Source organism: [Clostridium] scindens, assembly GCF_019597925.1.
In the GTDB taxonomy this organism is placed as follows: domain Bacteria; phylum Bacillota; class Clostridia; order Lachnospirales; family Lachnospiraceae; genus Clostridium_AP.
On the sequence record NZ_CP080442.1, the window covers coordinates 1576567 to 1600807 of the forward strand.

General features: G+C 47.0%; 22 protein-coding genes. 20 read left to right on the forward strand and 2 right to left on the reverse strand.

The window, feature by feature from the left end:
• The first annotated feature begins 1 nt into the window (after position 1).
• The 10 genes from K0036_RS07670 (at position 2) to K0036_RS07715 (ending at position 6835) form a co-directional block, all read left to right on the forward strand.
• Complete coding sequence (locus tag K0036_RS07670) at positions 2-553, forward strand: YgjV family protein (RefSeq protein ID WP_259283409.1); 552 nt, start codon at positions 2-4, stop codon at positions 551-553.
• A 62-nt stretch (positions 554-615) separates the two neighbouring features.
• A complete protein-coding gene (locus K0036_RS07675) occupies positions 616-1089 on the forward strand; it encodes an AraC family transcriptional regulator (protein ID WP_220431072.1) in 474 nt (157 codons plus the stop codon).
• A 69-nt stretch (positions 1090-1158) separates the two neighbouring features.
• The gene (locus tag K0036_RS07680) at positions 1159-1731 is read left to right on the forward strand and encodes a DUF6434 domain-containing protein (RefSeq protein WP_220431073.1); all 573 of its coding nucleotides are present in this window, start codon (positions 1159-1161) and stop codon (positions 1729-1731) included.
• A 190-nt stretch (positions 1732-1921) separates the two neighbouring features.
• Positions 1922-2314, forward strand: a complete 393-nt coding sequence (locus K0036_RS07685) for a hypothetical protein (protein WP_044955505.1) — start codon at positions 1922-1924, stop codon at positions 2312-2314.
• A gap of 161 nt (positions 2315-2475) precedes the next feature.
• Positions 2476-2916 (forward strand): GNAT family N-acetyltransferase, encoded by a 441-nt coding sequence (locus tag K0036_RS07690; RefSeq protein ID WP_025643948.1) that lies wholly within the window; start codon positions 2476-2478, stop codon positions 2914-2916.
• Between the two features lie 186 nt (positions 2917-3102).
• Positions 3103-3687, forward strand: coding sequence for a flavodoxin family protein (locus K0036_RS07695; protein ID WP_220431074.1), 585 nt, complete (start codon positions 3103-3105; stop codon positions 3685-3687).
• 80 nt (positions 3688-3767) lie between these two features.
• Positions 3768-4262, forward strand: a complete 495-nt coding sequence (locus K0036_RS07700) for a GNAT family N-acetyltransferase (protein ID WP_220431075.1) — start codon at positions 3768-3770, stop codon at positions 4260-4262.
• A gap of 308 nt (positions 4263-4570) precedes the next feature.
• Positions 4571-5176: a hypothetical protein gene (locus K0036_RS07705; RefSeq protein ID WP_220431076.1), complete on the forward strand. Its 606-nt coding sequence runs from the start codon at positions 4571-4573 to the stop codon at positions 5174-5176.
• A gap of 43 nt (positions 5177-5219) precedes the next feature.
• Positions 5220-6161 (forward strand): DUF3658 domain-containing protein, encoded by a 942-nt coding sequence (locus tag K0036_RS07710; RefSeq protein ID WP_220431077.1) that lies wholly within the window; start codon positions 5220-5222, stop codon positions 6159-6161.
• Between the two features lie 137 nt (positions 6162-6298).
• Positions 6299-6835 (forward strand): class I SAM-dependent methyltransferase, encoded by a 537-nt coding sequence (locus tag K0036_RS07715; RefSeq protein ID WP_220431078.1) that lies wholly within the window; start codon positions 6299-6301, stop codon positions 6833-6835.
• Positions 6836-6992: 157 nt separating this feature from the next.
• Here K0036_RS07715 and K0036_RS07720 read toward each other — a convergent pair whose 3' ends face one another.
• A complete protein-coding gene (locus K0036_RS07720) occupies positions 6993-8360 on the reverse strand; it encodes a sensor histidine kinase (protein WP_220431079.1) in 1368 nt (455 codons plus the stop codon).
• Positions 8357-9082, reverse strand: coding sequence for a LytR/AlgR family response regulator transcription factor (locus tag K0036_RS07725; RefSeq protein WP_173693116.1), 726 nt, complete (start codon positions 9080-9082; stop codon positions 8357-8359). Before K0036_RS07725 ends, K0036_RS07720 begins: the two co-directional genes overlap by 4 nt.
• 183 nt (positions 9083-9265) lie before the next feature.
• Between K0036_RS07725 and K0036_RS07730 the strand changes: the two genes are divergently transcribed.
• From K0036_RS07730 to K0036_RS07775, 10 genes are all read left to right on the forward strand, one after another.
• Positions 9266-9628: a hypothetical protein gene (locus K0036_RS07730; RefSeq protein WP_025643934.1), complete on the forward strand. Its 363-nt coding sequence runs from the start codon at positions 9266-9268 to the stop codon at positions 9626-9628.
• Positions 9629-9685: 57 nt separating this feature from the next.
• Positions 9686-11146: a hypothetical protein gene (locus K0036_RS07735; RefSeq protein ID WP_220431080.1), complete on the forward strand. Its 1461-nt coding sequence runs from the start codon at positions 9686-9688 to the stop codon at positions 11144-11146.
• A gap of 25 nt (positions 11147-11171) precedes the next feature.
• Entirely contained in the window at positions 11172-11696 is a 525-nt protein-coding gene (locus K0036_RS07740; protein ID WP_220431081.1) for an HdeD family acid-resistance protein, read from the forward strand.
• A gap of 36 nt (positions 11697-11732) precedes the next feature.
• Positions 11733-13754, forward strand: coding sequence for an alkyl/aryl-sulfatase (locus K0036_RS07745; RefSeq protein ID WP_220431082.1), 2022 nt, complete (start codon positions 11733-11735; stop codon positions 13752-13754).
• A gap of 26 nt (positions 13755-13780) precedes the next feature.
• Positions 13781-15610 carry an InlB B-repeat-containing protein gene (locus tag K0036_RS07750; protein WP_220431083.1) on the forward strand — a complete coding sequence of 610 codons (1830 nt, stop codon included), beginning with the start codon at positions 13781-13783 and terminating at the stop codon, positions 15608-15610.
• 39 nt (positions 15611-15649) lie between these two features.
• Positions 15650-22024: an InlB B-repeat-containing protein gene (locus K0036_RS07755; protein WP_220431084.1), complete on the forward strand. Its 6375-nt coding sequence runs from the start codon at positions 15650-15652 to the stop codon at positions 22022-22024.
• Positions 22008-22529 carry a hypothetical protein gene (locus K0036_RS07760; RefSeq protein WP_220431085.1) on the forward strand — a complete coding sequence of 174 codons (522 nt, stop codon included), beginning with the start codon at positions 22008-22010 and terminating at the stop codon, positions 22527-22529. Before K0036_RS07755 ends, K0036_RS07760 begins: the two co-directional genes overlap by 17 nt.
• 89 nt (positions 22530-22618) lie before the next feature.
• Entirely contained in the window at positions 22619-23245 is a 627-nt protein-coding gene (locus tag K0036_RS07765) for a hypothetical protein (RefSeq protein WP_155855000.1), read from the forward strand.
• Between the two features lie 11 nt (positions 23246-23256).
• Positions 23257-23583, forward strand: coding sequence for a hypothetical protein (locus K0036_RS07770; protein ID WP_155855001.1), 327 nt, complete (start codon positions 23257-23259; stop codon positions 23581-23583).
• Between the two features lie 257 nt (positions 23584-23840).
• A complete protein-coding gene (locus tag K0036_RS07775) occupies positions 23841-24236 on the forward strand; it encodes an SRPBCC family protein (RefSeq protein ID WP_173693124.1) in 396 nt (131 codons plus the stop codon).
• Positions 24237-24241 lie beyond the last annotated feature (5 nt).

The window sequence follows — 24241 nt, forward strand, 5'->3', positions numbered from 1 at the left end:
TTTGATACAGAAAGAAAGGGTCAGATGGAAACAAAATTTTTATTTACACAATTATTGGCAATTTTGGGGGGCAGTGCTATATTTTCTTTCATATCAGTGCAAAGATAATTGCAAACTTTACGCAATGCAGTTTCTTTCATATCTTTTTTATATTGCTCATTTTATTATTTTGGGAGCGCTGACAGGAGGCCTCAGTTACATATTAAATCTGGCAAGGTCACTATTCCTTGCAAGTAAATGGGAATTTGCCCGGAGCAATAAAATGTGTGTAATTTTATGTTCTATGCAAGGTATTGTTGCTATCACAACCTGGGCGGGATGGATATCACTTCTCCCAATATGTGCAAATATTGCATCGACAATTGGAGGGTATACGCACAACGCTCAAAAAATTCGAATTGCCGGCATGTTCTTTAATTCGCCACTGTGGATTATATATGATTTGATTATTGGTTCCTGGGCAGGTGCTATAGATGAACTAGCGAGCATCATATCGGCAATGATTTCAATTCGCAGATATGGCTGGAAAAATTTAAATCAGATTGATGATTAATATATAGCGATAACTTCCAGTTTATCAAACTGGACAGATTATAATTGGAGGAAGAAATAATAATGTCGGGATTAGAAGTGAACCTAGAATATATCGAGCAGCAAACCATATACGGATTGTGGCAAAAGTCAAATGATAAAACTATTTCCAGAGATATAAAGGCTCTGTCTAAACAGTATCATGCCGTGGTTTCCATGCCAGAAGGTAAGGTGTTACCATATTTTGTCCTGTCCAGAAATTATAATGAGCAAAGCCACGATTTTGAATTGTTTATTGGCAGTATGATTGACAAAAGCAGTTTAGAAAGTTATGTCCTCTCAGCTGGCGAGTACGCCAAAATCACAGTAAAGCCTAAATTGGGCTTTTTGTGGGGCGCTTCTATTGGAGAGGCAAAACAATATTTCTATACAAAATGCTTACCCAAAAGTTCCTTTGAAGCATTGAATTTGGAATATGAGTATCACACAGAACGAAGCACGGAAAAGCAACCGACGATTGACATTATCTTTGCCATTCGACGCAAAGCGATCGATTAAAATCAGACAAATTCCAGTTTAACGAACTGGACAAAAGTTAGAGTTTGAAAAGTTTGAAGGGGAATGCAGATGACCGAAAGACCAGCCTTAGATAAACATTTAGACAGCAAAACATTTCGAGATTTTTATTATCTGAAAGAGGAATTGATAGATTTCTGCAGAAAAAACGGCTTGCCTGTCTCTGGGGGAAAATTAGAAATAGCGGATCGGATCGCTTATTTTCTAGATACGGGAAAGGTATTATCTGCCGGGGCAGGAAAGAAAAAGGCTGCAATTATTTCTTCAATTACCAAAGATACGGAAATTGAAACTGATTTTGTCTGTTCTGAACGCCATAGAGCCTTTTTTAAAGAGCATATTGGAAACAGTTTTTCTTTTAATGTAGTTTTTCAAAAATGGTTAAAAAGTAATTCCGGGAAGACCTACAAGGAAGCAATCAGTGCCTATTATCAGATTCTTGAAGATAAGAAAAAAGGGAAATCGAAAATTGACAGGCAATTTGAATACAACACCTATATCCGAGATTTCTTTGCCGATAATCAGGGGAAATCTTTGGAGGAAGCAATAAAGTGTTGGAAATGCAAAAAGCAATTGCCAGGGCATAATCGTTATGAACGCTCAGACCTTGCAGCCTTAGAATGAAAAATAAAATTGGGGGAAGTTTGCGTCCGTTTTTAGAGAGTGATCCCCCGCATATGTGTGAAAGTTTAACTTGTAATGCGACAGAATTTGCATACCAGTATATATTAGAACTCGGAGGAAAGGAACAACGTTTAGAATAGGAAATTATAAGATAGGTTTTGACATATGGGGATTAACTTTATTTTTGGCAATGATGCTCCCCAATTTTATATGGTTTGCTGTTCCTGCTGTTAATGATGTGCTAAGGGAAAAATCAGTAACTCCTTTTGTAGATATGATTGCTTCTGTTTTTCAAGTCGTAATGATTGTGGCGCTATGCATTATTATCAATAAATATCGCCAGAAGCCTATGAAAAAAGTAGTGTTTAGAGGAATTGTTATTCTATTAGCGCTGTATTACATTGGCTGGTGTTTATACTATGCAGGAATTATAAATCCTGCAGTGATATTAGATTTGAGTTTAGCGCCTTGTTTAGCATTTATATTGTTTTCAATGTCAAGAAAAAATGCAATTGCGCTATTATCGGCGATTATATTTACGTTATGTCATGTTCTGTATGGCATTATAAATTTTATTATATAACGGCAGTTCGCCATTTCATCTGTTTCGCAATATGATTGCTCCAAGTACTTGTAGCGTGAAGCAATTCCATATGAAGCACAATTAGATACAGACAATGGTTCTGATCAGGAAAAGACATTGAACAAAGTTGGAAAACAGAATTTGAAGGAGGAAAATAAGTAATGACTATAAAACAAGTTATGAAAGGGAAAAAGGAATATATAGACTTGCTGTTGTTGGCTGACGAGCAGGAAGATATGATAGATAAATACCTTGAGCGTGGTGAAATGTTCGTTTTGGATGACAACGGCATAAAAGCCGAATGTGTAATCACGCAAGAAGGTGATGGTATTTATGAGTTGAAAAATATTGCTGTTTTACCCGATTGTCAACGTAAAGGCTATGGGAAAAGTTTGATAGAATTTCTATTTTCCCATTATACTCATTGTAGGACAATGCTTGTTGGGACAGGTGATGTTCCCTCTGCTTTAACCTTTTATAATAAATGTGGTTTTACAGAGTCACATCGAATAAAAAACTTTTTTATAGATAACTATGACCACCGAATGTTTGAAGATGGGAAACAACTGATTGATATGGTTTATCTAAAAAGGACGCGGTAAATCCCAGTTTAAGGAACTGGACGAACTTGAATTTGTAAGGGAGTGAAATACTTGGAGTTTAGTGAAAAATTAAAAGAGCTTAGAAAGAATAAGGGACTGACGCAAGAAGAACTTGCAAATGATTTATATGTATCAATTCCGTAAAGAAGGGTTTGCTGAAGCGAGAAGTTCATGGAGGAAAGTGTAATGAAAAATATTTTGGTTGTACAAGGAGGCGGTCGTGTCAACGGCAATACCAGTCAGTTAGTAGATGCATTTATTGGAGGCGCAAAGGAGGCTGGTCATACAGTTGATAAGATATCCTTAAATAAAACGGAAGTGAAAGGCTGTATTGGCTGCAATGCCTGCCGTTATGGGAAGCCGTGTGTTCAAAAAGATGGCTTCAATGACCTTATTCCTAAGATTAAAACGGCGGATTTGATTGTATTTGCATCTCCATTATTATTCTGGACCTTATCATCCAAAATCAAGGCATTCATTGAGAGATTTTATTGTATCGCGGAGGAAGACCGGAATCCACCGCTTGGGCGATATGAGAGGTATCCGGTAAAAGATGCGGCTTTACTTATGACATCGGCAGATAATTATTTTTGGACATATGAGCAGGCAATATCATACTACAAATTTGCAATAATAAATTATATTGGCTTCCAGGATAAGGGAATGCTGCTTGCCGGGGGATGCGGAGATACCAATGGAAAACCGCAGATTGACAAAACAAACCATCTTAGGGATGCTTACAATTTCGGAAAAAATATTTATCGGGAATAGTCCCCTGTTCAATATACAGGATATGGAGAGGATATTTACGCGGAGCTGGCATTGGACAATTTTAGTGAAAGGATATGCTGATGAAGATTGAAACAGAGCGGCTTAAGATTGTTGCGCTTACCCCAGAGCAGCTTGACCTATGGACGCATAATATGGAGGAACTTGAGAGGCGGCTGCTATGCTCGTATAGGGCAGAACCAATGGAGGGCCTGTTCCGTGAAATCGTATGCGGACAGGTAGAGAAGGCTCAGAAAGACCCTGACAATTATCTATGGCACACGTTTTGGTTTATTGTTAAGAAATCGGATAACTGCGTGGTGGGCTCGATTGATTTTAAGGACATGCCAGACAGCGACGGAGAAGTTGAAATAGGCTATGGGCTGGGGCGTGATTTTGAACATAATGGCTATATGACGGAATCGGTTCAGGCATTCTGTGATTGGGCTTTGGAGCAGGACGGTGTAAAGCATGTGATTGCTGAGACAGATGTTGACGGCATTTCATCACAAAAGATCTTAAAAAGATGTGGTTTCAAAGAATATGCCAGAAATAATACGGTATGGTGGCAGCTATAAATTCCAGTCAGTAAGGCTGACAAACGTCAGAAGAATATGAAAAAGTATATAATTGCAATACGGACAGCAAAGACAGCAAGGAAAAGAGGCTTCCTTTTGCGAATGTTCCAGACAGGGAATGATATATGTTTTGGAAAATATGATGCCGGAAAAACACATAGAAGTGAAAATAATAGAAACCGTTTTAAGCGGCGCTGAAAAATGTAGATTTAAAGTTACGATTGACTAGAAAATGATGAGTCCAAAACCTATCATGATGGAAAAAGGGTCATGTCAAATAAAAAATAGCAGATGAGGTGAATTTGAGATTGAAAGATATTATTGAATTTCTTGAGGAGAATGTAGATGGTAAGACACTATTTACAAAGGAATTAATATATAAACTGGAAAATGGTGCACTGCAAGGCGTCTATTCTGATCAGATATCCTTTTCTAACCTTAAGTATTCTCAAAGCGGGTTTCAATTGGATATGTTCATTGTATCTAATGAGAAAATATGGCTTATGGGAGCAGGTGGCCAAAGGGAGGAATTACGGAAAGACTTTAGCGGCGTATCCTTATTTCGATTCGAGTTGGCAGAGCGAAAAAGTACGAATGCCATGACAGGCTCTTTCCGATTGATTTCTGCTTCTGGGAAAAATGTAGCGGCGGAGGCTGTAATAAGTGGTATATACGATATTCGTCTTGAAGATAATGTATTAAAACTTATGGAAGATCAGGCGTTGTATAGGGATCAGCCAGTACAAGGAGGGCGTTTCAAGCCTGTTGCATTTCAATCAGAACATCGTTTTTATTGTAAAGATGGAAAATTGCACTATGAATACTATGGAAAGTGTTTTGACGTGAATACGAAAACAATGCAGCGGATCGATAGCCCGGATCTCTTTCCGCCGTTTCTATCAATGGAAAAGTAGGCTGCGATATCAGGTTAAAAAAACAGATAGGAAGTATTTATGTATGATTGAGGTTGTATTTCATGAAAGCGCCGCGGGAAGCCTGAAATTGGCACAAGGATATAGAAGGGGGAAATTCAGGACATCACCTAAAAGTGTATTTGTTGGAAGCGGCAAAAATGGCGAATCACGAGGACTGCTTCGCCAGGAAAAGGAGCGGGAGCGGCTTGCCTGTGAAGAGGCAGTACCATTCGGAGGAACTGCTGCTGATATATTTGCTTTTCATCTGATGCTGAGTGTCGGCGATATTTCCGGAGACGGCGTTTGCAGGAGACGCTTAGAGACACTAAATTGCATGTTTGGGATGTATCCGGAAGGGGCCGGCTCTTCTGCAGCAAAAGAGATCTTTGACAGAGCCTGCAAGGACTTGGAGACCATCCGGCAGCGTTTGGATGCCGGTGAACAGGTACGCATATGGTACAGCAGCCACCCGGATGAGATGTGCGGATTACACTGGTTTTTGACACAACTTGTCCAGGATATGCCATCTACAAAAGTTTCCATCGTAAAACTTCCAGATTGGGAAATAAAAGAGCAGACCCTGGCGGTACATACTGGATGGGGTGAGGTTGATCTGGATGAATGGCACAGGTATGCAAATTTGCAAAAAGAGGTGTCCCCAGTTTTTGTGTCTGCCGCTGCATCGAAATGGAGGCAGCTGCAGGAAGAGAACGCTGTATTGCGCGCAGTAATTAACGGAAGGCTGTTCAGTGTACCGGAAGATTTTTACGATCATTTTATAAGGAGCGAGATAGAAAATCAGAATGATGAATTCCAGGAAGGACAGCTGATCGGAAGGATATTAGGGAAATACCAGCTAGGTATCAGCGATGGCTGGCTGGCGATGCGTATCGAAAAAATGATTGAAAATGGGAAACTCCAGATTATCACTAATGCGCCATCCGACTGTCCTGCGTATCATCGAGTGATCAGAAAAATAACTTAGAAAAAAGATTGCCTTTGTAAAAGGACAAAATGTGTAAGGCATGGAAATTGTGACGCTAGCCGAGAACATCACCGATTAAGCAAACACCAGTTTTTCAGCCTGCGAACGTATTGAAGCAAAAATAATATGAGATTGAGGTGAAGGTATTGAGGGCGATACATTATGCGGTTTTAAATGAAATTAGTCATTCACGGACAATTCCACAAACTATATTAGATGTCGGTTTCGGAAACGGGGCATTTACTCAAGTGGTTTCTGCTACATTCCCAAATAGCAATATTACTGCTATTGACACTTCTATTCCCCAATTATTTTCATCTGACAATATAGCATTTACTGAAGGAAGTGTTGAACAACTGTCATTTGTTTCAGAATCGTTTGATTTAGTTATTACCGTGCTGTCGTTACATCACTGGAAAGAAAAAGACAAAGGCATTAGCGAAATATATCGAGTTCTTAAAAAAGATGGCAGGCTTATAATCGGTGACCCGTTACTTGAAGATTGGATGAGCAATCGTATTCTTGGATCATTAATGCAAGTGTTGGATGGTGGCGTCTTTACAGATAAGAAAAGAGTAAGTGAATATTTAATTAGGTCAGGATTTGAGGACATTAGCATTAGACCTGTCCCTAAAACGATGAAATCGCTATATCTTATTAAGGCAAAAAAGTAATTCAACCTCCAGAAAGGTATTTGCAGAAAAAGCAAAACTATTGTTCCTTTCGTCAGCAGCGGATTTTCAGGAACCCTCACAACGATTGCGGAAATGGAATCCGGTCTGGGATTATAAAAGCTGGCTTGCAGAATGTAAAGTTCTGAAAGTCAGCTTTTTAAGTGGCATTTGTGTACTGTGGCATATGTTCTTTTTGCAGTTCGTACTGCACCATCACAGAAGTATAGAAGATCCCCTCTTTCCATTCAAAGCGCACTGTGCCGTGGTAACGCTCTGCGATATCCTGCATGGAAGATGTCCCGATCCCCATGCCGTCGCGCTTTGAGGATATCGGCAAGCCTTCCTTGAATATAACAGGAGTACTGCATGTATTGTCCGCAAGAATCAGGATTTCCGAACTGCTGCGGCGCAGAACTCTGAGTTTGATGAAATTTTGACCTTCTGACTGGCGCTGGCAGGCTTCTACTGCATTTTCCAGAATGTTTCCCAACAGAACGGTGATATCTGTTTCCGATATGGAACAGACCTCAGGATAGTCTGCCTTGGCATCAAAGCGTATATGGCAATCCCTGGAAAGAGCTGCATAATAACAGATGATGGCATTTACCACGTCATTGCGGCAGTAGAGTTCCAGCATATCAGGCGGAAGTTCGCTGCGGTATAGGTCGATATAGGTTCTAAGCCCTGTCTTATCATCCTTTTCAATATAAGACTGCACGACCGCCAGGTGCTGGCGCAAGTCATGTCTGGCTCTGCGCATATCATCCATGTGCCTTGCAAGGCTGTCGAACTGCTTCTTCTGTATCAGTATGCTGTGGTTGGCGTATTTCAGCGCTTCTTCCAGCTGGGTACGGCTCTTGGATATCTCCAGCACTTTTAGCGCCACATAAGACACATAGCATGTGCCAAACAGCATGAGATAGCGCGATACCATGAACTGCCAGGTGGCATAGGCATAGACATCGTCACTGAAGCAGTACAGCATTCCAAACAATGACGAGAACAGCGGTATCTTCCAGAGGTGGCGCCACATCGTCTCATCCTGTATCTTTATGGCATCTGTAATCGTATGCCTGAAAAAGTGGAACAGGAAAGGACAGGTCAGCAGGTATACAATGACGCGGGCGATGTTGTATACAAGATAAGGATGCTGGTCTGAAAAATCCCAGAAGAACCTGCTTTCTATGTAGTTGGCGTTTCCAAACACAAAGAACGACCAGGCAAACAGCAATAAATATGTGAACATTAGTTTTGAAAAACTTTCTTTTATGAGTGTAAAGGACAATGTCAGGTTGACGATCATAAAGCCGTAGCGCATGATGGTCGTCCACTGCACCGCCATCTCATACCCACCTCTGTTGATGAGGTAAAAGCACAGGCTGTTGAGCGTTGCCACAGCCGTTATCAATACCAAGACATATCGAAACGGGATACGCAGCTTCTCCTTGAACATCAAGTAGCGTGGAATCGCAAAAGGGATGAAATCAAGGTATGGAAACAGTATCACCATCCATGTATCTATCACAGCAGTTCCTCCTCTCTTGCTTTTTGGAACAGATAGGTATGATAGTCGCTTTCTATCTTCTTTCTGTCCCTCTTTGAAAATAAAACTCTCTCCCCATTCGTCAGCAGAAAATCCAGATCGTCTATGCGCTCTACGTGGTCAAGATTGACGATACATCCTTTATAGCAAGTCAAAAACTGAGGGTAGTCAAATAACTTGTCCGCCACTGCGCCAAAGGATACCCGGAAGCGTAGAATCCCTCTTCGATGCGTGTGGATCTGGACGTAATGTCCATCCATGTCACACCAGAAAATCTCACGCAGCAGTATCTTTTCATCCTGCACGCATATAAAACGGGCATTTCGTAACCTGGCTATGCCGAGCTGGAGCATGGCCTGTTCGAAATCCGCATAGGAGAATGGCTTCAGTACATATCCGCCTGCCCTAACCTGATAGCTTTCTATGGCGTGGTCCCGGCTAGTCGTGATGAACACGAGTGTAACAAAGTTATCTCTCTGCCTGATCTGCCTTGCAGTATCAATGCCCGAGCGTCCCTGCATGTACTGGTCTATGAATATCAGGTCGTAGGCTGCTTTCTGGAATGAGGACAGAAAATCTTCCCCGCTGGAAAATTCCGTAACGCAGGGAGATCCATCATCATAATGCTCCGAAAAGAACCGGCGCAGACAGACATGGATTTCATTCCTGCATTCCAAAAGGTCATCAATGATCGCAATTTTCATGTTCAGTCCTCACTTCCTTGAACGAGTCAAAATGATTAGTCAATCCTATTTTACACGAAAAAAGGGCGCTGAACAATGTAAGTTGAAGCCAAAAAGTGTAAAATTCGGCCAGCCTATTGTTGTATCCCTGTCTTTTGATATGGTAAAGACAGGAAATAAATGCGTAGGAAGGAGTGAGAATGTATGGAAACAATTATCTGTGATCCTGATGTTAAGACGAATTATCTGATAGAAAGGTGTGTCCGTAACTATTACAGGAATAAAGATATAGACGTACAGATACGCAGCTGTGGGGACTGGCAGGAACTGTGCGCAGAAATCAGGCGGCGGGAAGCGGATGTGATTATCATAGCGCAGAGCGGAGTAAAAGGACTGGATATCATTACAGGGCTGAATGTCCCGGCAGGTAAGATCATCTGGTTCTCTGATCTGGACTTTGCGGTACAGGCATATCGCCTGAACGTTTCCTACTTTAATCTGTTACCCGTCACGCAAGAGAAGATATCCCATGCTCTATGTCAGATTGAGACAGCGATAAAGTGCTGATGATTGGTATGGCGGGCTGTGTTGCAAAACTCGAAGTACAAAAAGGGAGGATATGAAATGAAACTAAAAACATTTTATAAAGCAATGATCAGCGCAGGAGTATTTTTACTATTCTGCACATTCCCAGGCGCAGATGTCAAAGCAGGGGACACGGCAGAAAACATATACTGCAATATCAGCTATGAATATGTGATCAAGTCGGCCGATGGAACCACCGCCCTGGCGGATGGGGATGAGAAGGCGAGGCTCGACAATCAGAATAGTGCTAACCCTACATCATATGATCCGGAGTATGAGGCAACTAAGGAGGAGCTAAAACTGCAGGCATTTGATACAGAGCGATATTATGATTTTAAGGGCTGGTATGAGACCCAGGAGAAGGCTGAGGAAGGAAAGGAAACCGACCAGGTCTGGTCCATTCCCAGTGATCTCTCAGAGGAAAATAAAAACAAAGATATTACACTTTATGCCAGACTCGAAGAGACTGTTTATAACATCGCATACATACTGGATCCCGGGGACTCCGAGAACCCCGGTCCGGACCCCAACGAAATGGGTTCCGACTGGAACGACGAGAGGAATCCGTCTACTTATACCGCGAAAGATGTTGACGCAAAAAAACTAGTATATTCGGCAAAGAATCAGTTCCGTACCGTGAGCGGCGTGAGATATCTGGCGGCGTCGTTTTCTGGCTGGCATACGGAAGGCGAGGAATTGGCAATTGGGGGTTACTGGCTCAAACTACCGGATAATGGAAAAACATTGATTCTGTACGCCCAGTACGTATGCAAATGGATATTCTATGATCCAGACGTAGCGCTCATACAGCAGACAGTGAAAGAGGGGAAAGTGGCATTAAACGGCATGATCTATCCCGGTGCGCAGGTCTATGCCTCTAAGTACACCCTGCCGGATGACACAAAGGAAAAGATATGCAGCGGGCTTTCAAAGGACGGGGAACTGCTGGGCGCTTACCAGGTCCGGCTTCTATGCCCCGCGAACCCACTAAACCCAAAGGATAAGGACCCGGAATCCCGTTGGGACGTGCCTCATGTAGGCGACCTGGACCTGACTTTGCAAGTTGCTATCCCCGGCGCGGCGGCATTCGAATCCGACGGATTCAAACTCTGCCGGATAGAGGCAGACCAGAGCTTCACCTGCATACCCCTTAAGAAGTCCAAGGACCAGGGAATAGGCAGTGAGGGAACCTGGTATGAGGCAAAAGTCACAGCCCTCACCGAACGGGAAGCTGACCGGGCATTCGCCGTCACAGGAATACGGAGGGAAGAGACAAAGCCTGTACCGGACGATCATAAAAGTCCTGACAATCCGAAAGGGCAGGGCGCCAAATCAGATCCTGCCAAGAATGTAAACAAAAGCAATACAGTGAAAAAAACAAAAGTAGTTACCGGAGACGACAGCAATGCAGGGGCGTTGCTGGCAGTTATGGCCTGTGCATTGGCGGCAGCCGGCGTCAGTGTTGTAATGCGTAAAGGCAGGAAGCGGAACCAGCATTAGGGCAGAATCTATGGAGGAAATGACTATGAAAGTTATTACGATAATAATAGGTATCTTACTGACCGTCGGAGGGTTTTTCTGCATATTCCGTCCGGGAATGACATTTCTAAGTACCGGCTGGATGTTAGGTCTTATGCTGGTAATTGCAGGCATGAATATGACTGCCGCCTATATACCGGGGAAAGGCCGGGATAAGAAAAAGGACACGGATAAAGGCAATCTGCTGTGCGGAATCATAATCTCAGTGCTGGGACTGTTTCTGATCGTGAGCGGTATATCTCGTGCTGTGGCGGACATCATAATCCTCTATGTGTTCGGGGCAGGCATGGCAATCAGCGGCCTGCTTAAGATTAGCGGAGGCCTGTTTCAGAAGAAGAGAGGAATCAGGGAGTGGGGATGGAGCCTGGCATTTGGCATACTGACCATATGCCTTGGAGTCTACTGCTTTTTCCATCCGCTTGCCAGCGCCTACGCAATCGGATACATGCTTGGATTCATTGTGCTGATGCAGGGATTCAACTTGATCAGTCTCGGTTCTAATCTGGAATAAAACTGTAAGGATAGGAAAAGTTAGGAGGAAACGCCTATGAAGTATAGAAAACTCTGGTCCTGCATACTGACAACAGCCTGTGTGGTAAGCCTCACAGCATGCACTGCCGCTAAGGGCAATGAAAACAATGATCAAAAAGACAGCGCGCCGTCAGAGGCTGGAAAGAAAGCGGCGGACAGCGCAAAAAAAGCCACTGACGTCACAAAGAAAACAAACGAAGAAGTCTATACCCTGCTGGACTTCGACGACCAGCAGGAACTGGAATCTGCTCAGAAGAACCTCATCGTCGCCCCCGAAGAACTGGAGATCAAGGACGACAGCGGCAAGGTGGTGTGGAGCCAGAAAGCATACGCTTTCCTGGAAGATACGGACGCGCCCGATACTGTAAATCCAAGTCTCTGGCGCCACACCCAGATGAACCATCTCTACGGGCTGTTCCGGGTGACAGACGGTATCTACCAGGTGCGGGGATACGACATGACCAACATCACCTTCATCGAAGGAGATACCGGATGGATCGTTTTCGATCCCCTCATCAGCACCGAATGCGCCAGGGCAGCCTTAGAACTGGTGAATAAGGAACTGGGAGAACGCCCGGTCATGGGCATCGTCATGAGTCATCCCCACGTGGACCATTACGGCGGCATTAAGGGAATCATATCCGCGGAAGAAGTGGCAGAGCGGAAGATCCCCATCATAGCCCCGGAGGGATTCGAGGAACACGCGGTCAGCGAAAATGTATACGCCGGCACAGCCATGGGCCGGAGGGCAGGCTATCAGTACGGAACCATACTGGACCCCGGTGAGACAGGCTCCATGGCCATCGGCATCGGAATGGGACAGTCCACCGGCACCATTTCCTACCTGCCCCCCAACGACAGTATCAAAGCCACCGGCGACACCCGCACCATCGACGGGATAGAGATGGAATTCCAGATGACCCCTGGCACAGAAGCCCCGGCGGAGATGAACACCTGGTTTCCACAGAAAAATGCCCTCTGGATGGCGGAAAACTGCACAGGCACCCTGCACAACCTCTACACACTTAGAGGCGCGCAGGTGCGGGACGGAAACGCCTGGGCCGGGTACATCATGGAGGCCCTCACCCGCTACGGCGGCAAAGCAGAGGTTGTATTCCAGGCCCACAACTGGCCCCACTGGGGAAATGACATAATCACAGAATACATGAAAAATACAGCCGCAGTATATAAATTTATCAACGACCAGACTTTAATGTACATCAACCAGGGCTATACCTCCGATGAGATCGCAGGCATGATCACACTGCCGGAGAAACTAAGCGAGATCTGGTACACCCGCCAGTATTACGGCACCGTTGCCCACAACTCCAAAGCCGTATACCAGCGGTACATGGGCTGGTACGACGCCAACCCTGTAAACCTAAACCGCCTTGCCCCCACAGACCGGGCACAAAAATATATGGAGTACATGGGAGACGCGGACGAGGTACTGAAAAAAGCGAAGAAAGACTTTGAAAAGGGAGAATACCAGTGGGTGGCGGAAGTCACCAATATGATCGTATTCGACGACCCGGATAACCAGGAAGCAAGAAACCTTTGCGCCGACGCTTTAGAGCAGCTGGGCTACCAGGCGGAATCCGGTACCTGGCGCAACGCCTACCTGTCCGGCGCCAGAGAACTAAGAGAAGGAACTATTAACGACCCCGCCGTAAAAGCTACCGGAAGTTTCGAGCTTATGCAGTCCATGAGTCCGGAAATGATGATGGATTACTTAGGGATCCTCCTGGATGCCAATGCCGCCCAGGACCTGAACTTAAAAATCAACCTGGACTTCACAGATGAAGAACCCTACCTGCTCACTGTAGAATCCGGCGTGGTCCTCTACCAGAAAGGGGCAAAAGCCCCGGATGCTGACGCCACACTCACCATGCCCCGCTTAGGGATGTTCTCTATCCTCGGCGGCGACAAAGAACAGCAGAAAAAAGCCATCCACATAGAGGGGGACCAGGATGTGATTACAAAACTCACGGAACACATGGTAGAATTCGAATTTTTCTTTAATATAATAGAGCCTTAAATCAGGCAGCACAAGGAGACCAGCTTATGAAACGGAAAAAATATTGGAATAAATGGGTTACAGGAGTCATTCTGTTGTTATGCAGCATGTTCCTCTGCCCGGATGTCAGGGCAGAGGGAAACGAGAATCTCCCGGACAATCCTTATGTATACGCAGCTCTCACCAGGGAGGCCATCCTGGCCTGGGATGTTCCCGACAGTAGTGAGTCCGGGTCCTACTCTTATACCCTGTGTGAGAAACAAGGGGACGGAGGCTATGTTCCCGTGGAAAACGGGACGGGAATAGATCCGTCAAAGGGCTATTTCACCCTTTATAAACTCAAGCCCGATACAACTTATACATTTGCTTTTCAGGGTCAGTCCCCAGGAGGCGGCAGCGTGATGGGAGCAGACATCCATCTGGCAACAAGGCAGGAAAATACACTCAGATTTTCCCAACAGCCAGAAAGTATAACGACTCAGATAGGGAGATTGGCGGCATTTGAGGCCACTGTCCGTGGCGAGATAGGTAAAATGGCCGAAACGATCCTCCAGTGGCAAAAGCTTGACAATGACGGAAACTGGGTAGATATCGATGGAGCCTGTTCAAGGGAGCTAGGGGATAATGATATAATAACCGTATATCCAATTCACTCTGTTTCCCAGGAAGACGCAGAATCTAGGTACCGGGTCCGGGTGACCAGGTATTATGGGAATTCAAGCCAGCCCTCTGTGATTGACTCCAAAAGTGCGGCACTGTATGTGGGAGAGGGGCCCTATGACATAGACCTGCAGATCCAGGATAAGCCAGAGGAGGGGATTTTTACCTACACTTACCTGGATAGCACCGGAAGTCTGCGTAATAGAACAGCCGTGCTGATTGAACCTGTTTCCGGGATTTCTATCCCGATAACGGCGGAAATTCAGGGCGATCAGAATACAGCGTTCAAATGGGAAGCCACTATGTTCTACAGGGATATGGCAATAGCTCAGGAAGCGTATAATATTTCGGAGGACGGCAAGGACGGCAATTTAAGGTGCCCAGCCACTATGTTACCCGGAGGGGCGCTCTCCGGGAAGGAGGTTAAGCTGAAGGGAGAGCTTATGGATAAAGAGGATAAGATTCTGGCAAGTTCTGACCTGAAGCCGGTAAGCATACTGAAACCCGGCGCTGACAGGTATGCATTATTGTATGATGTAAACGGAGGAAATAACGCACCGGAGAATCTGGCTTATATCGGCGCAGAGGCGGTGGGGATTACCCTGTATGCCCCTGCAAAACAAGATAGTGTATTTCAGGGATGGCGGTTTGAAGGCTCCCAGGATCTGCTCCCTATGGATGCGGACAGCCTGCAGACCTATCTTACGGTCGAAGAGATCAAAGGGGCGGACATAAAAGGAAATAAATCCATTACACTGGAGGCAGTCTGGGCGGACAAGGAGCACGCTATTACTTATGCAGGCGCGGACGGCATAGTCAATCCAAACCCTGCCGTGTACACATCATACAGTAATGTGGATCTTGCAGACATTGGTAAGGAAGGGTATGAGTTTGCCGGCTGGTACGAGGATGAAGCGCTCACGAAGCAGATCAGAACGATTCCGGGGGATATATCCCCGGAAAAGAAAGGACAGGACATCACCCTTTACGCCGGCTTCAGCCCGCTGAAAGAAGGAGACGGTCCTGGCGGCAATACAGACCCTGATATCAAACCAACCCCTGTCCAGAATAGCAATCAAGGCAATGGGGCAAAGAACACAAGTGTATCTACCGGAGATAACAGCAATATGTGGACGCTTCTGGCGGTTATCTCAGCAGCGCTGGCAGTTGGAATCAGCGCAGCCGTGTATAAGGGCAGGAGACGTAAGCAGCGTTAGAATATCAACACTACCGCTGCAGAGGAAGGGGAAATGAAAATGAAAAAGAAGTACAAAATATTCGCCGCCCCCGCATTCCTGGCGGCAGCCATAGCAGGAGTCCTGATAGCAGGGACGATACCAGGCATTTCAGGCGTCTTCACCAGCACCGTACACGCAGAAGGCGAAGGAGAAAGCGGCAGTGACTATGACAACGAATACAACATGCTAAGCGACGAAGGGTACAAGGACTTCTCCTTAGACATTACGGACCCGGCAGAATTTACTTCCGACGACCATCCACTTGAGAACTATGACCCCAACCCACTGTCATGGCTCTATGTGGCCACCACGAACCGCTACACCAATATGTCCAACAAAGGAGACTTTGCGGTCTATAACACCATGCCCTTTCTGGATACAAGCAATACACAGAAGGCCACCATTAAAGATAGCGACCACAAGATCAATGGCGAACTGCAGCTTAACCCCATATCAGCCATGCGCGGCCAATACACGCCCAGTTCAAATGTAAGCGTTGAGGGCTACAAGCCGAAGCAGATAGGGCAGAACGCGGTATCCATAAGAAGAGGGGTGGACAAAGAAGAAGCGATCGTACAGCTCTTCATTGATTACGCCGAGACAAGAAATAACTCCAAACAATATAAAGAATACATGCGTCTGACCCTCCTCGAGCGGGAGAAAAACACATATAACCTAAAGTCAGAGAACATATTTACCCTGACAAACACCGCGGTGTATAAAAACCTGGACACCCGCGCCATGAGCGCGGTCACCGCTATGACAGCCGTAGATTTAGACGGCGACGGCAATGACGAGGTCGCAATCTACATGGCAGACCCCGAACGGCCAAGAATACAGATCTTCTCTATCCATGACGACAAGATTGACGATTACATACCAGGCGGCGGCAGCCAATGGGAGAAAAATGTTATCGACCTCTCAAGGCTCAATGACCCCTCCGATTCCTACCAGTTTAACAAAGGGGCCGGGAGCGAAATGCCCATCGTAAGCCTTAGCGCCACCAGAATCTCCGGGGAAACAGCCGAAGACCTGGTCATAACAGCAAGCGTACCCTGGTCACAGAGTTGGCACTCCATGAAGTCCGCGGTGGGGATCTTCGGCATGTCAAAGGACGGCCCGATAGAAAAATTTTCCTGCCATCCCGAGTTTCAGTCAAAGGGCAGTAATTGCTTCCTCAGATACCCTTCCGCCACAGACGCGGACGTAGACGGCAACCAGGTAAAAGAACTGGTCATCGGCGGGTATGAATCCTTTAACGGCAGACAACTTGGAGGGTCCTATCAGTTCCAGTTCATTATCTGGAAGGACGGCGGCTACCATCTGCTCTCCGATACACCGGCGGCAGTACCAATCTACAACACAAACAGTATAAGTATCCATGAGAACTTCAGCATGGCCGCCCCGGCGGTACTGTCTGCTGCCCGGCTGAACAAAAGTTCCGATAAAGACTACCTGCTGATCGAAAATATAGTGGCAGAATTCAAGCCAGCAGAAAAAGAGACGAAAACAGATCCATCCAGCGATGGCAAGGATACACCCGGCGGCACGAACATCACCGACGACGGTTACCAGGCGCTTCGTGTCGGAACATTTGAGCAGAAACTGGAGATAAACAGCAATATAGAATCAGGCTGGGGGCAGAACCATTACGTGGCACAGGCCGTCAGCAGCCATTTCGTACAGAACAACGCTGCCGCCGAGCAGATCGCCCTGGTTATTGCCGACACCAACACCACAAGTCTGGGACATAATGAGGTCACCCTAAGCATTGCATGGCTCTGGATGGAAAATGGCAAGATCGTGCAGTATAACACAAACCCCCAATACATCAAGCGGCGCGGGGCAAATGAATACGGCACCTCCCTGATCCTCTGCCCGGTAGCCAACACCTCCACCGCTGATTATTACAAATACATGGGCAAGAATTACGGCTGGACCATGCCCACCCCCTTAATCGCCACAGCAGCCATTCCCTACTGGAAAGAACTGCAGTATGGAGGTTCTCCCGGCAAGACCAGTTTCCAATTCGCAAACACAGTCTCACAAGGAGCTGATTTCCAGGTGACGCTTAAGGGCTCCGTTAATGTGGATGTATCGCTGCAGGTAGGCCTTAAGTTTCTCGGCGAGGAACTGCAGGTAGGCGGAGGCGGAGGATTAGACGTCGGCGCCCAGGTAGCAGGAAAAGTAGCGCTTTCCCATGAGAAGACATCCAGTGTCAGTAAAGAAGGCAGAGGTGAGAATGAGGAATTATTTGTCTACGCAAGGCCGGTCATCAATTATCATTACAAAAAATATGTGCCCGAAACCCAAGTGACTCAGGAACTTCTTACTGAGTACAAAAAGAGAACAGGAAAAGACGCGGAGATAGACGGCGCGCCGGTAAAGGCAGGGGATGTCATAGAAGCCGGATGGTATGACTATTATGTCCTTAACCAGCTCCCCGGCTCTTCTAGCATGATGGACATGGATACCTATACAGAACTATACAATAAATACAAAGCACAGGGACAGAAGGTAACAGAAGTGAACCTAAAGGACCTATACTATGATTATACTATCGGGGATCCCACCACTTATCCCTCCAGCCGGGACAAGATAAAGACCTGGATACCAGGAGAGGGACTTACCCCGCTGGGACAGTTTTCCCCATCGACGGTAATTAGTCCGGGAAACGGACAGACTACCTCAATCAGCCTAAGCCAGAGCGTGGGAAGGACATTGGCAGTATCGTTGGGGTTCGACATAGATTCTAAGACCTATGCCAAGGGACATGCAGATCTGGGATTTGTAGCCGGCGGAGAAGTCGACGGACAGATCGGGTATACGGTAGGATCAAGCCAGGAACTGGGGGCAGAACTCTCACTGTCCGTAAACGGCGCAATAGGAGGCACTCTTAATTCCCCGGATACGAAGAATACAGCCTACCAATTCAGCACCGCCATGGCGGCATGGGCGACGTTCAGAAAAGTACCGGTTGCCGTAGGCTTCACTGTAACGGGAACTGAGCCTGGCAAAGAAATGCCGCTTCCACCTTTGCATCCATACGTGTACGCCACCGGAAAGACCTGGGCCATGCTCGCGTGGGATCAGCCCCCGGAGGGCGGCCGCTGGGCGGACGGTTATAAGATCTACCAGGACGACGCAGCAACTCCACTGAATGGTGGGAAACCAGTAGATGCTGCTGCTTGTCATTACCTTGTGACAAACCTTACCCCGGCCACCACCTACCAGTTCCAATTTGCCGGCATGAAAGGAGACATCGAGGCGGAGAAATCTGCCACCGTACAGGCAACTACCCTGCCCGACAGTGGTCCCGCCCTCACCGGCCCGAAGGATCAGTTTAAAAAGGAAGGGGAGACGGCGGAGTTTGAAGTGGAGGTTCAGGGCATAGATGAGACAAAGGACATCATAACCTACACATGGCAGCAATATGACGCAGCCGGTATCTACCAGGGTCAATGGAACAATATAGAAACGTGGGGAGAGCAGACCAATGTGCTTAAGAGGACCATCCACGCGGATAACCGCAGTGAGTTAAACGGCAAGCACTACCGGGTAAAAGCAGATATCCAAAAAGGAGGCATACATTCCGCCATCACCACCCTATATTCACGGGCAGCCACCCTGTATGTGATAGAGAGCGACGACGAAGCCAGGGCATCTGTAGGGCTCACCGCCGTCTATGAAGACGGATCTCCACTTCTGGAATATAACGGGGAATACTATATAAATCCTGGAGAAAAAGTAACATTAACAGCTACAGCCCTTAAGTCGGGCGGTCAACCGGTAGATTCGGGAGCGATAGATATTGGGTATCAAATGAACCAGGCTTTCGAGCGTATATATAAATTGGCTGAGGATGAGGGCCCAGATGAGAATGGACAGGTAACAGCCTCCCTTCAGACAGGCCCGGGTACAGACGCAGATGAAGGAATCTGCAGACTGGCTGCAGAATATAGAACTGGTAATCCGGATGATCCCAGGGCATACTCTGCCCCGGTTATCATCCATATAGGGGACGAGGATTTTGTACAGGAATCCTACCAGATCGAATACCAACTGAACGGCGGCGTAAATGCCCCGGAGAATCCATTGGCCATACCTAAGAATACCCAGGGAGCCACCCTTGCGGATGCGTCCAAAGACTACGCTTCCTTTACCGGCTGGTATACAGCCCCCGACACAGGAGCAGACAGCCTTATTGCAGATGGAAGGCTGACCCCGGATTTGCTGCAGACCCAGGCGGAGGAGAACGGCGTTGTCACCTTATACGCCGGATGGCAGGAGAACGAATACCCGGTAACCTACGATTTAGGGGACAGCGAGCCCGCGGATACAGCCGCGCCGGCGGTCAACCATCCGAACAATCCGGACACCTACACCATGAACGAAAGCATACTGCTCAGAGACCCGCAGCGGCCGGGTTACACATTCCTCGGCTGGTATACAGACCCGGAGCGTACCAACCGGGTAGACCACCTGCCCCCATACGACGCCTCCAACGGGAATATTTTTACCCCTCCTGAGCCAGTCACCCTGTATGCGAAATGGCAGCTTGAGGCATATACCATTACCTACATCCTGGACGGCGGAACCAATGACCAGAATAATCCGGTTTTCTACACCGTAGAGTCACCAGACATCCCGCTGAAAGCCCCGTCAAAGGACGGCGCGGTATTTACAGGCTGGTACAGGAACACCCTCCCCGCAGATGACACAAACGGGAAGCTTGACACCATAATCAGGGGAAGTACCGGAGACCTGACTCTGTATGCCAGGTGGGACGACGAGAACAAAAAAGACCCCCTGGATAAAGACAAAGACGGTTACTGGCTGATCCACAACCTGGGAGAACTGCAGGTCATGAGAGACATGGTCAACAGCGGTGGGGACTACGCCACAGACCACTACCGGCTATGCGCCAATATAAACGGGCAGAACAGCCCCTGGAGCATACCGGCAGGGACAGAAGAGACGCCATTTAACGGCACATTCGAAGGAGACGACTACATCATAGACGGACTCATCCTCCAGGGAACAGGAACCTGTCAGGGGATATTCGGAAAGATTGGTCCCGAAGGTCTCGTAAATAATCTGAAAACCATTGATCTTTACACCGACGGAACCTTTACATACGCAGGCGGAATCGCGGCAGTAAACGAAGGAACCATCGTCAAATGCACCAGTGGCCTGAACGTAGGAACAGCCCCGGTAATCAATGGATACGAGATAGAAGACATCTCCGAGTTCAATAACAAGATTACCGCCACAGAAGCCGCCGGAGGCATAGTCGGACAAAACGAAGGAACCATCCGCGACAGCAGTTCCAACGCCATCGTCCTGGCCGGGGACACAGCGGCCGGAACCCTTGGCAAGGCAGGCGGCATCGCCGGTATCAACCACGGCTCCATCGCCAACGGATACAACACCGGAGAAGTAACCTCCAGCGGCCCCGCAGGCGGTATCGCCGGACAGAACAAAGGCAGCATATTCAATCAGTATAATGGCGGCAAGGTAAAGAGCAGCGCCGCTGCAGGCGCAGGAGCTATCGCAGGAGCCATGGCGGTCGACCCGGGAGAAAGTGAGGGAATGGTCACAGAGTGCTGGTATAACAATTCCGAATTACCAGCCTGCCCGGATCTGGATCTGGGCGGCAGTGCACAGTACAAGAAAGGCTCCGACATGAAGAAAGACGCGTTTGCCGAAGCGCTGACAGTTGTAGCGCAAAGTTCAGATCCCAAGTACAACGCGTGGAATCAGTCCAATATCAAAAATGGCGGCTATCCCCGTATTGACAGCAATATTTACCAAAAAGATACTTCCATGGACGATACCACGGATATCCAGGTGCAGACATTAGGAGTACATCCACACTCCCGGCTTAACGTCAGGAAGGTTGACGAAGAAAGCGGCAGGTACAAGGAAATGCAGGAGGAGGCAAAGAGACAGAACGCAGAACTCTTAGGCGTCTATAATATCTCCTATATGTTCCCGGACGGATACAGTTCAGACACCGAACAGGACTTAAGGATACACTTTCCCATGCAGGCCGGATGGAACAGCAGGAATCTGGCGGTGCTCCACAGAGTCAACGAAAGGAATTACCAGATCCTGGACGGCGCGGAGCAGGGTGGAAATTATATGGCTGCTTCAGAAGGTCTGTCTACATTCGCAGTCCTGCAATACAAGGAGGAAATCCCGAATCCCGACGGCCCGGATATCGGCGGTAATCCAGGCGATTCCGGTTATCTCCCGGTAAAGAAGACCACAGGCAGAACAAAGACCGGGGATACGGCGAGTCCTCTTATCTGGGTATGCCTCCTGCTGGCGGCAGGAGCAGGGATCACGATCGGAGTCAGGAGGGAGAAGAAACATGGACGCAGGAAATAAAAAAGAGCCAGGTCATAGCAGAACAGATACGGCCCGGAAAATCGTGGTCGCCGTGCTGGTAGTCTTATGCATCACCCTTCTGGCGGCGGTAGCCTATCTTTTGAAGGAAAAGAAAACCGTCCCGGCAGCGGACCAGATTACAGATTGGGATACTGGCATAGAGGAAGATCCGCCCCAGGGGGCGGACGCCGGTATCCTGGTCCCCGGATACGACACGGCAGTGATGGATGCAGGAAGCGACCATTTGCCCATGAGTATCGGCAATCCCAAAGACAACCAGTGCCTGATGAAGGTCACCCTTTGTCTTGAGGACGGTACAGAACTATATGAGTCCAGTCTGCTTGCCCCGGGCGAGGGAATGGAGAAAGTTATACTCAATCAGAGCATGAAAGAAGGAACCTATGATATGAACGCCAGGTTCGAATGCTTTTCAAAGGACGATAAACACACGCCGCTCAACGTGGCGGATTCTGGTTTTGTGCTCATTGTGAAAGAGAAACAGTAGATTCAGACTTTGTGTCAACGAGGAAGGGGTAAAATATGGCGGAAATAAAGAGGAAAAGTAAAAACAGTAAAAGCAGGTTACAAAAGAGTATGAAATTGTGGACAGGAATCTTAATGGCGTGCGTGCTGCTGGGGGTCAGCGTCCTTCCGCTTCACGCGCAGGAACTTGACTCAGAGCAGAACCAGGAGGGAGATACCAGTGTGGAGGGAACCGTTCTGGACGTATCACCCGGAACTCCAACCTATGTGCTTAGAATTCCCAGCGCTATTTCGTTTAATCGGCTGAAGGCCCCGGCAACAGACACAGACAGCTTTGAAGACACCGGCTTCCAGGTGCAGCTGGTTAGTATAGACAATGTGTCAAAGGGAAGTGTGGTGGCAGTTATGCTAAGGGACGAGACGGCGCCGGCACAGGCAGATAATCCAAACGTGCCGTTCACCATCAAAAAAGGGAATATTACGCTGAACTATGCTGTATACAACAGGTCTTCTGACCCGGATCAGGGAACCAACTTAGAGGATAACGCAACCTGGTATGAAAATGGATACCATTTTGGAAGCTTCCTCCCCAACGCCCAGCCAGGATCGTCACTTCCAGGCGCATTAAGAATAAATACGAGGCAGTTGTACGGCAAGAATATGGCGGACTATGCAGGGGATTATCAAGGCAAACTCCATTTTTACTCTAAGATAGCCAATGCGGCAGATTATAATTAGTGGTCAGAGGCATGAAGCAGAACATTCGAAAGCATTCTCACTTGGCAGCGTTACTAGCCGCATGTTTCCTTTCACTTTCCTTCCAACTTGCGGCCAGCGCCGGGGAAGAAAAGTCCGTCGCAGGGCAGGAACAGTCTGCAACTATGCAGGAGCAGTCCACCATCGTGACGGCAACCGTAGAATCCCCTAACGAAGATGACAAGGAGCAGCCGGGCGAAACGGTGGCAAAGACAGGGGACAAAGCAGAAATGCTGTTATGGATATGCCTCATCGCGGCGACCAGCGCAATAGCGCTCAAGATAAAAAAGATAAGACATTATTCCAGAATGATAGAATAGTTAAAAAAACGTGGCTGGTGCTTTGGTTATTTTGGCACCAGCCATGCACATTATAAAGGACACCGGTCAGACTGCCGCCGGATAAGCATTTCTATATTAAGATTAAGCGATTGCAAGAAATATAAAGTGGATGAGGAGGCGAGAATATGATATAGTTAACCTGATGGCAGCAAGAAGAAGTTAGAGATTTGCCCTGTACATAAGGCTGTCATGTTGATGTATTAACAGCCAGGACGTAATACGAAAGGAGTTTAGACATGGCAATTTCAAATATAAAGGTATCACTCCCATGTGATATTCAAAACGTATGGGAGGCAGTGACATCTCTTGAAGATTGTGCCTGGCGCAGCGACCTGGGCAAAATTGAAATCGTAAATGAGAATCAGTTTATAGAGTATACGAAAGATGGGTATGCGACGACATTTACAATTACAGAAAAAGAACCTTGTAAACGATATGAGTTTGATATAGAGAATGGGAATATGCAAGGCCATTGGACTGGAATATTTACTAAGAAGGGAAATAGTACGGAATTAGATTTTACGGAGGATGTTACTGCCAAAAAGTTATTTATGAAGCCTTTTGTAAAGGGATATCTGAAAAAGCAGCAGCAGTTATATGTATCAGATCTAAAGAAGTTCTTGGAGAGGTGAGCTTT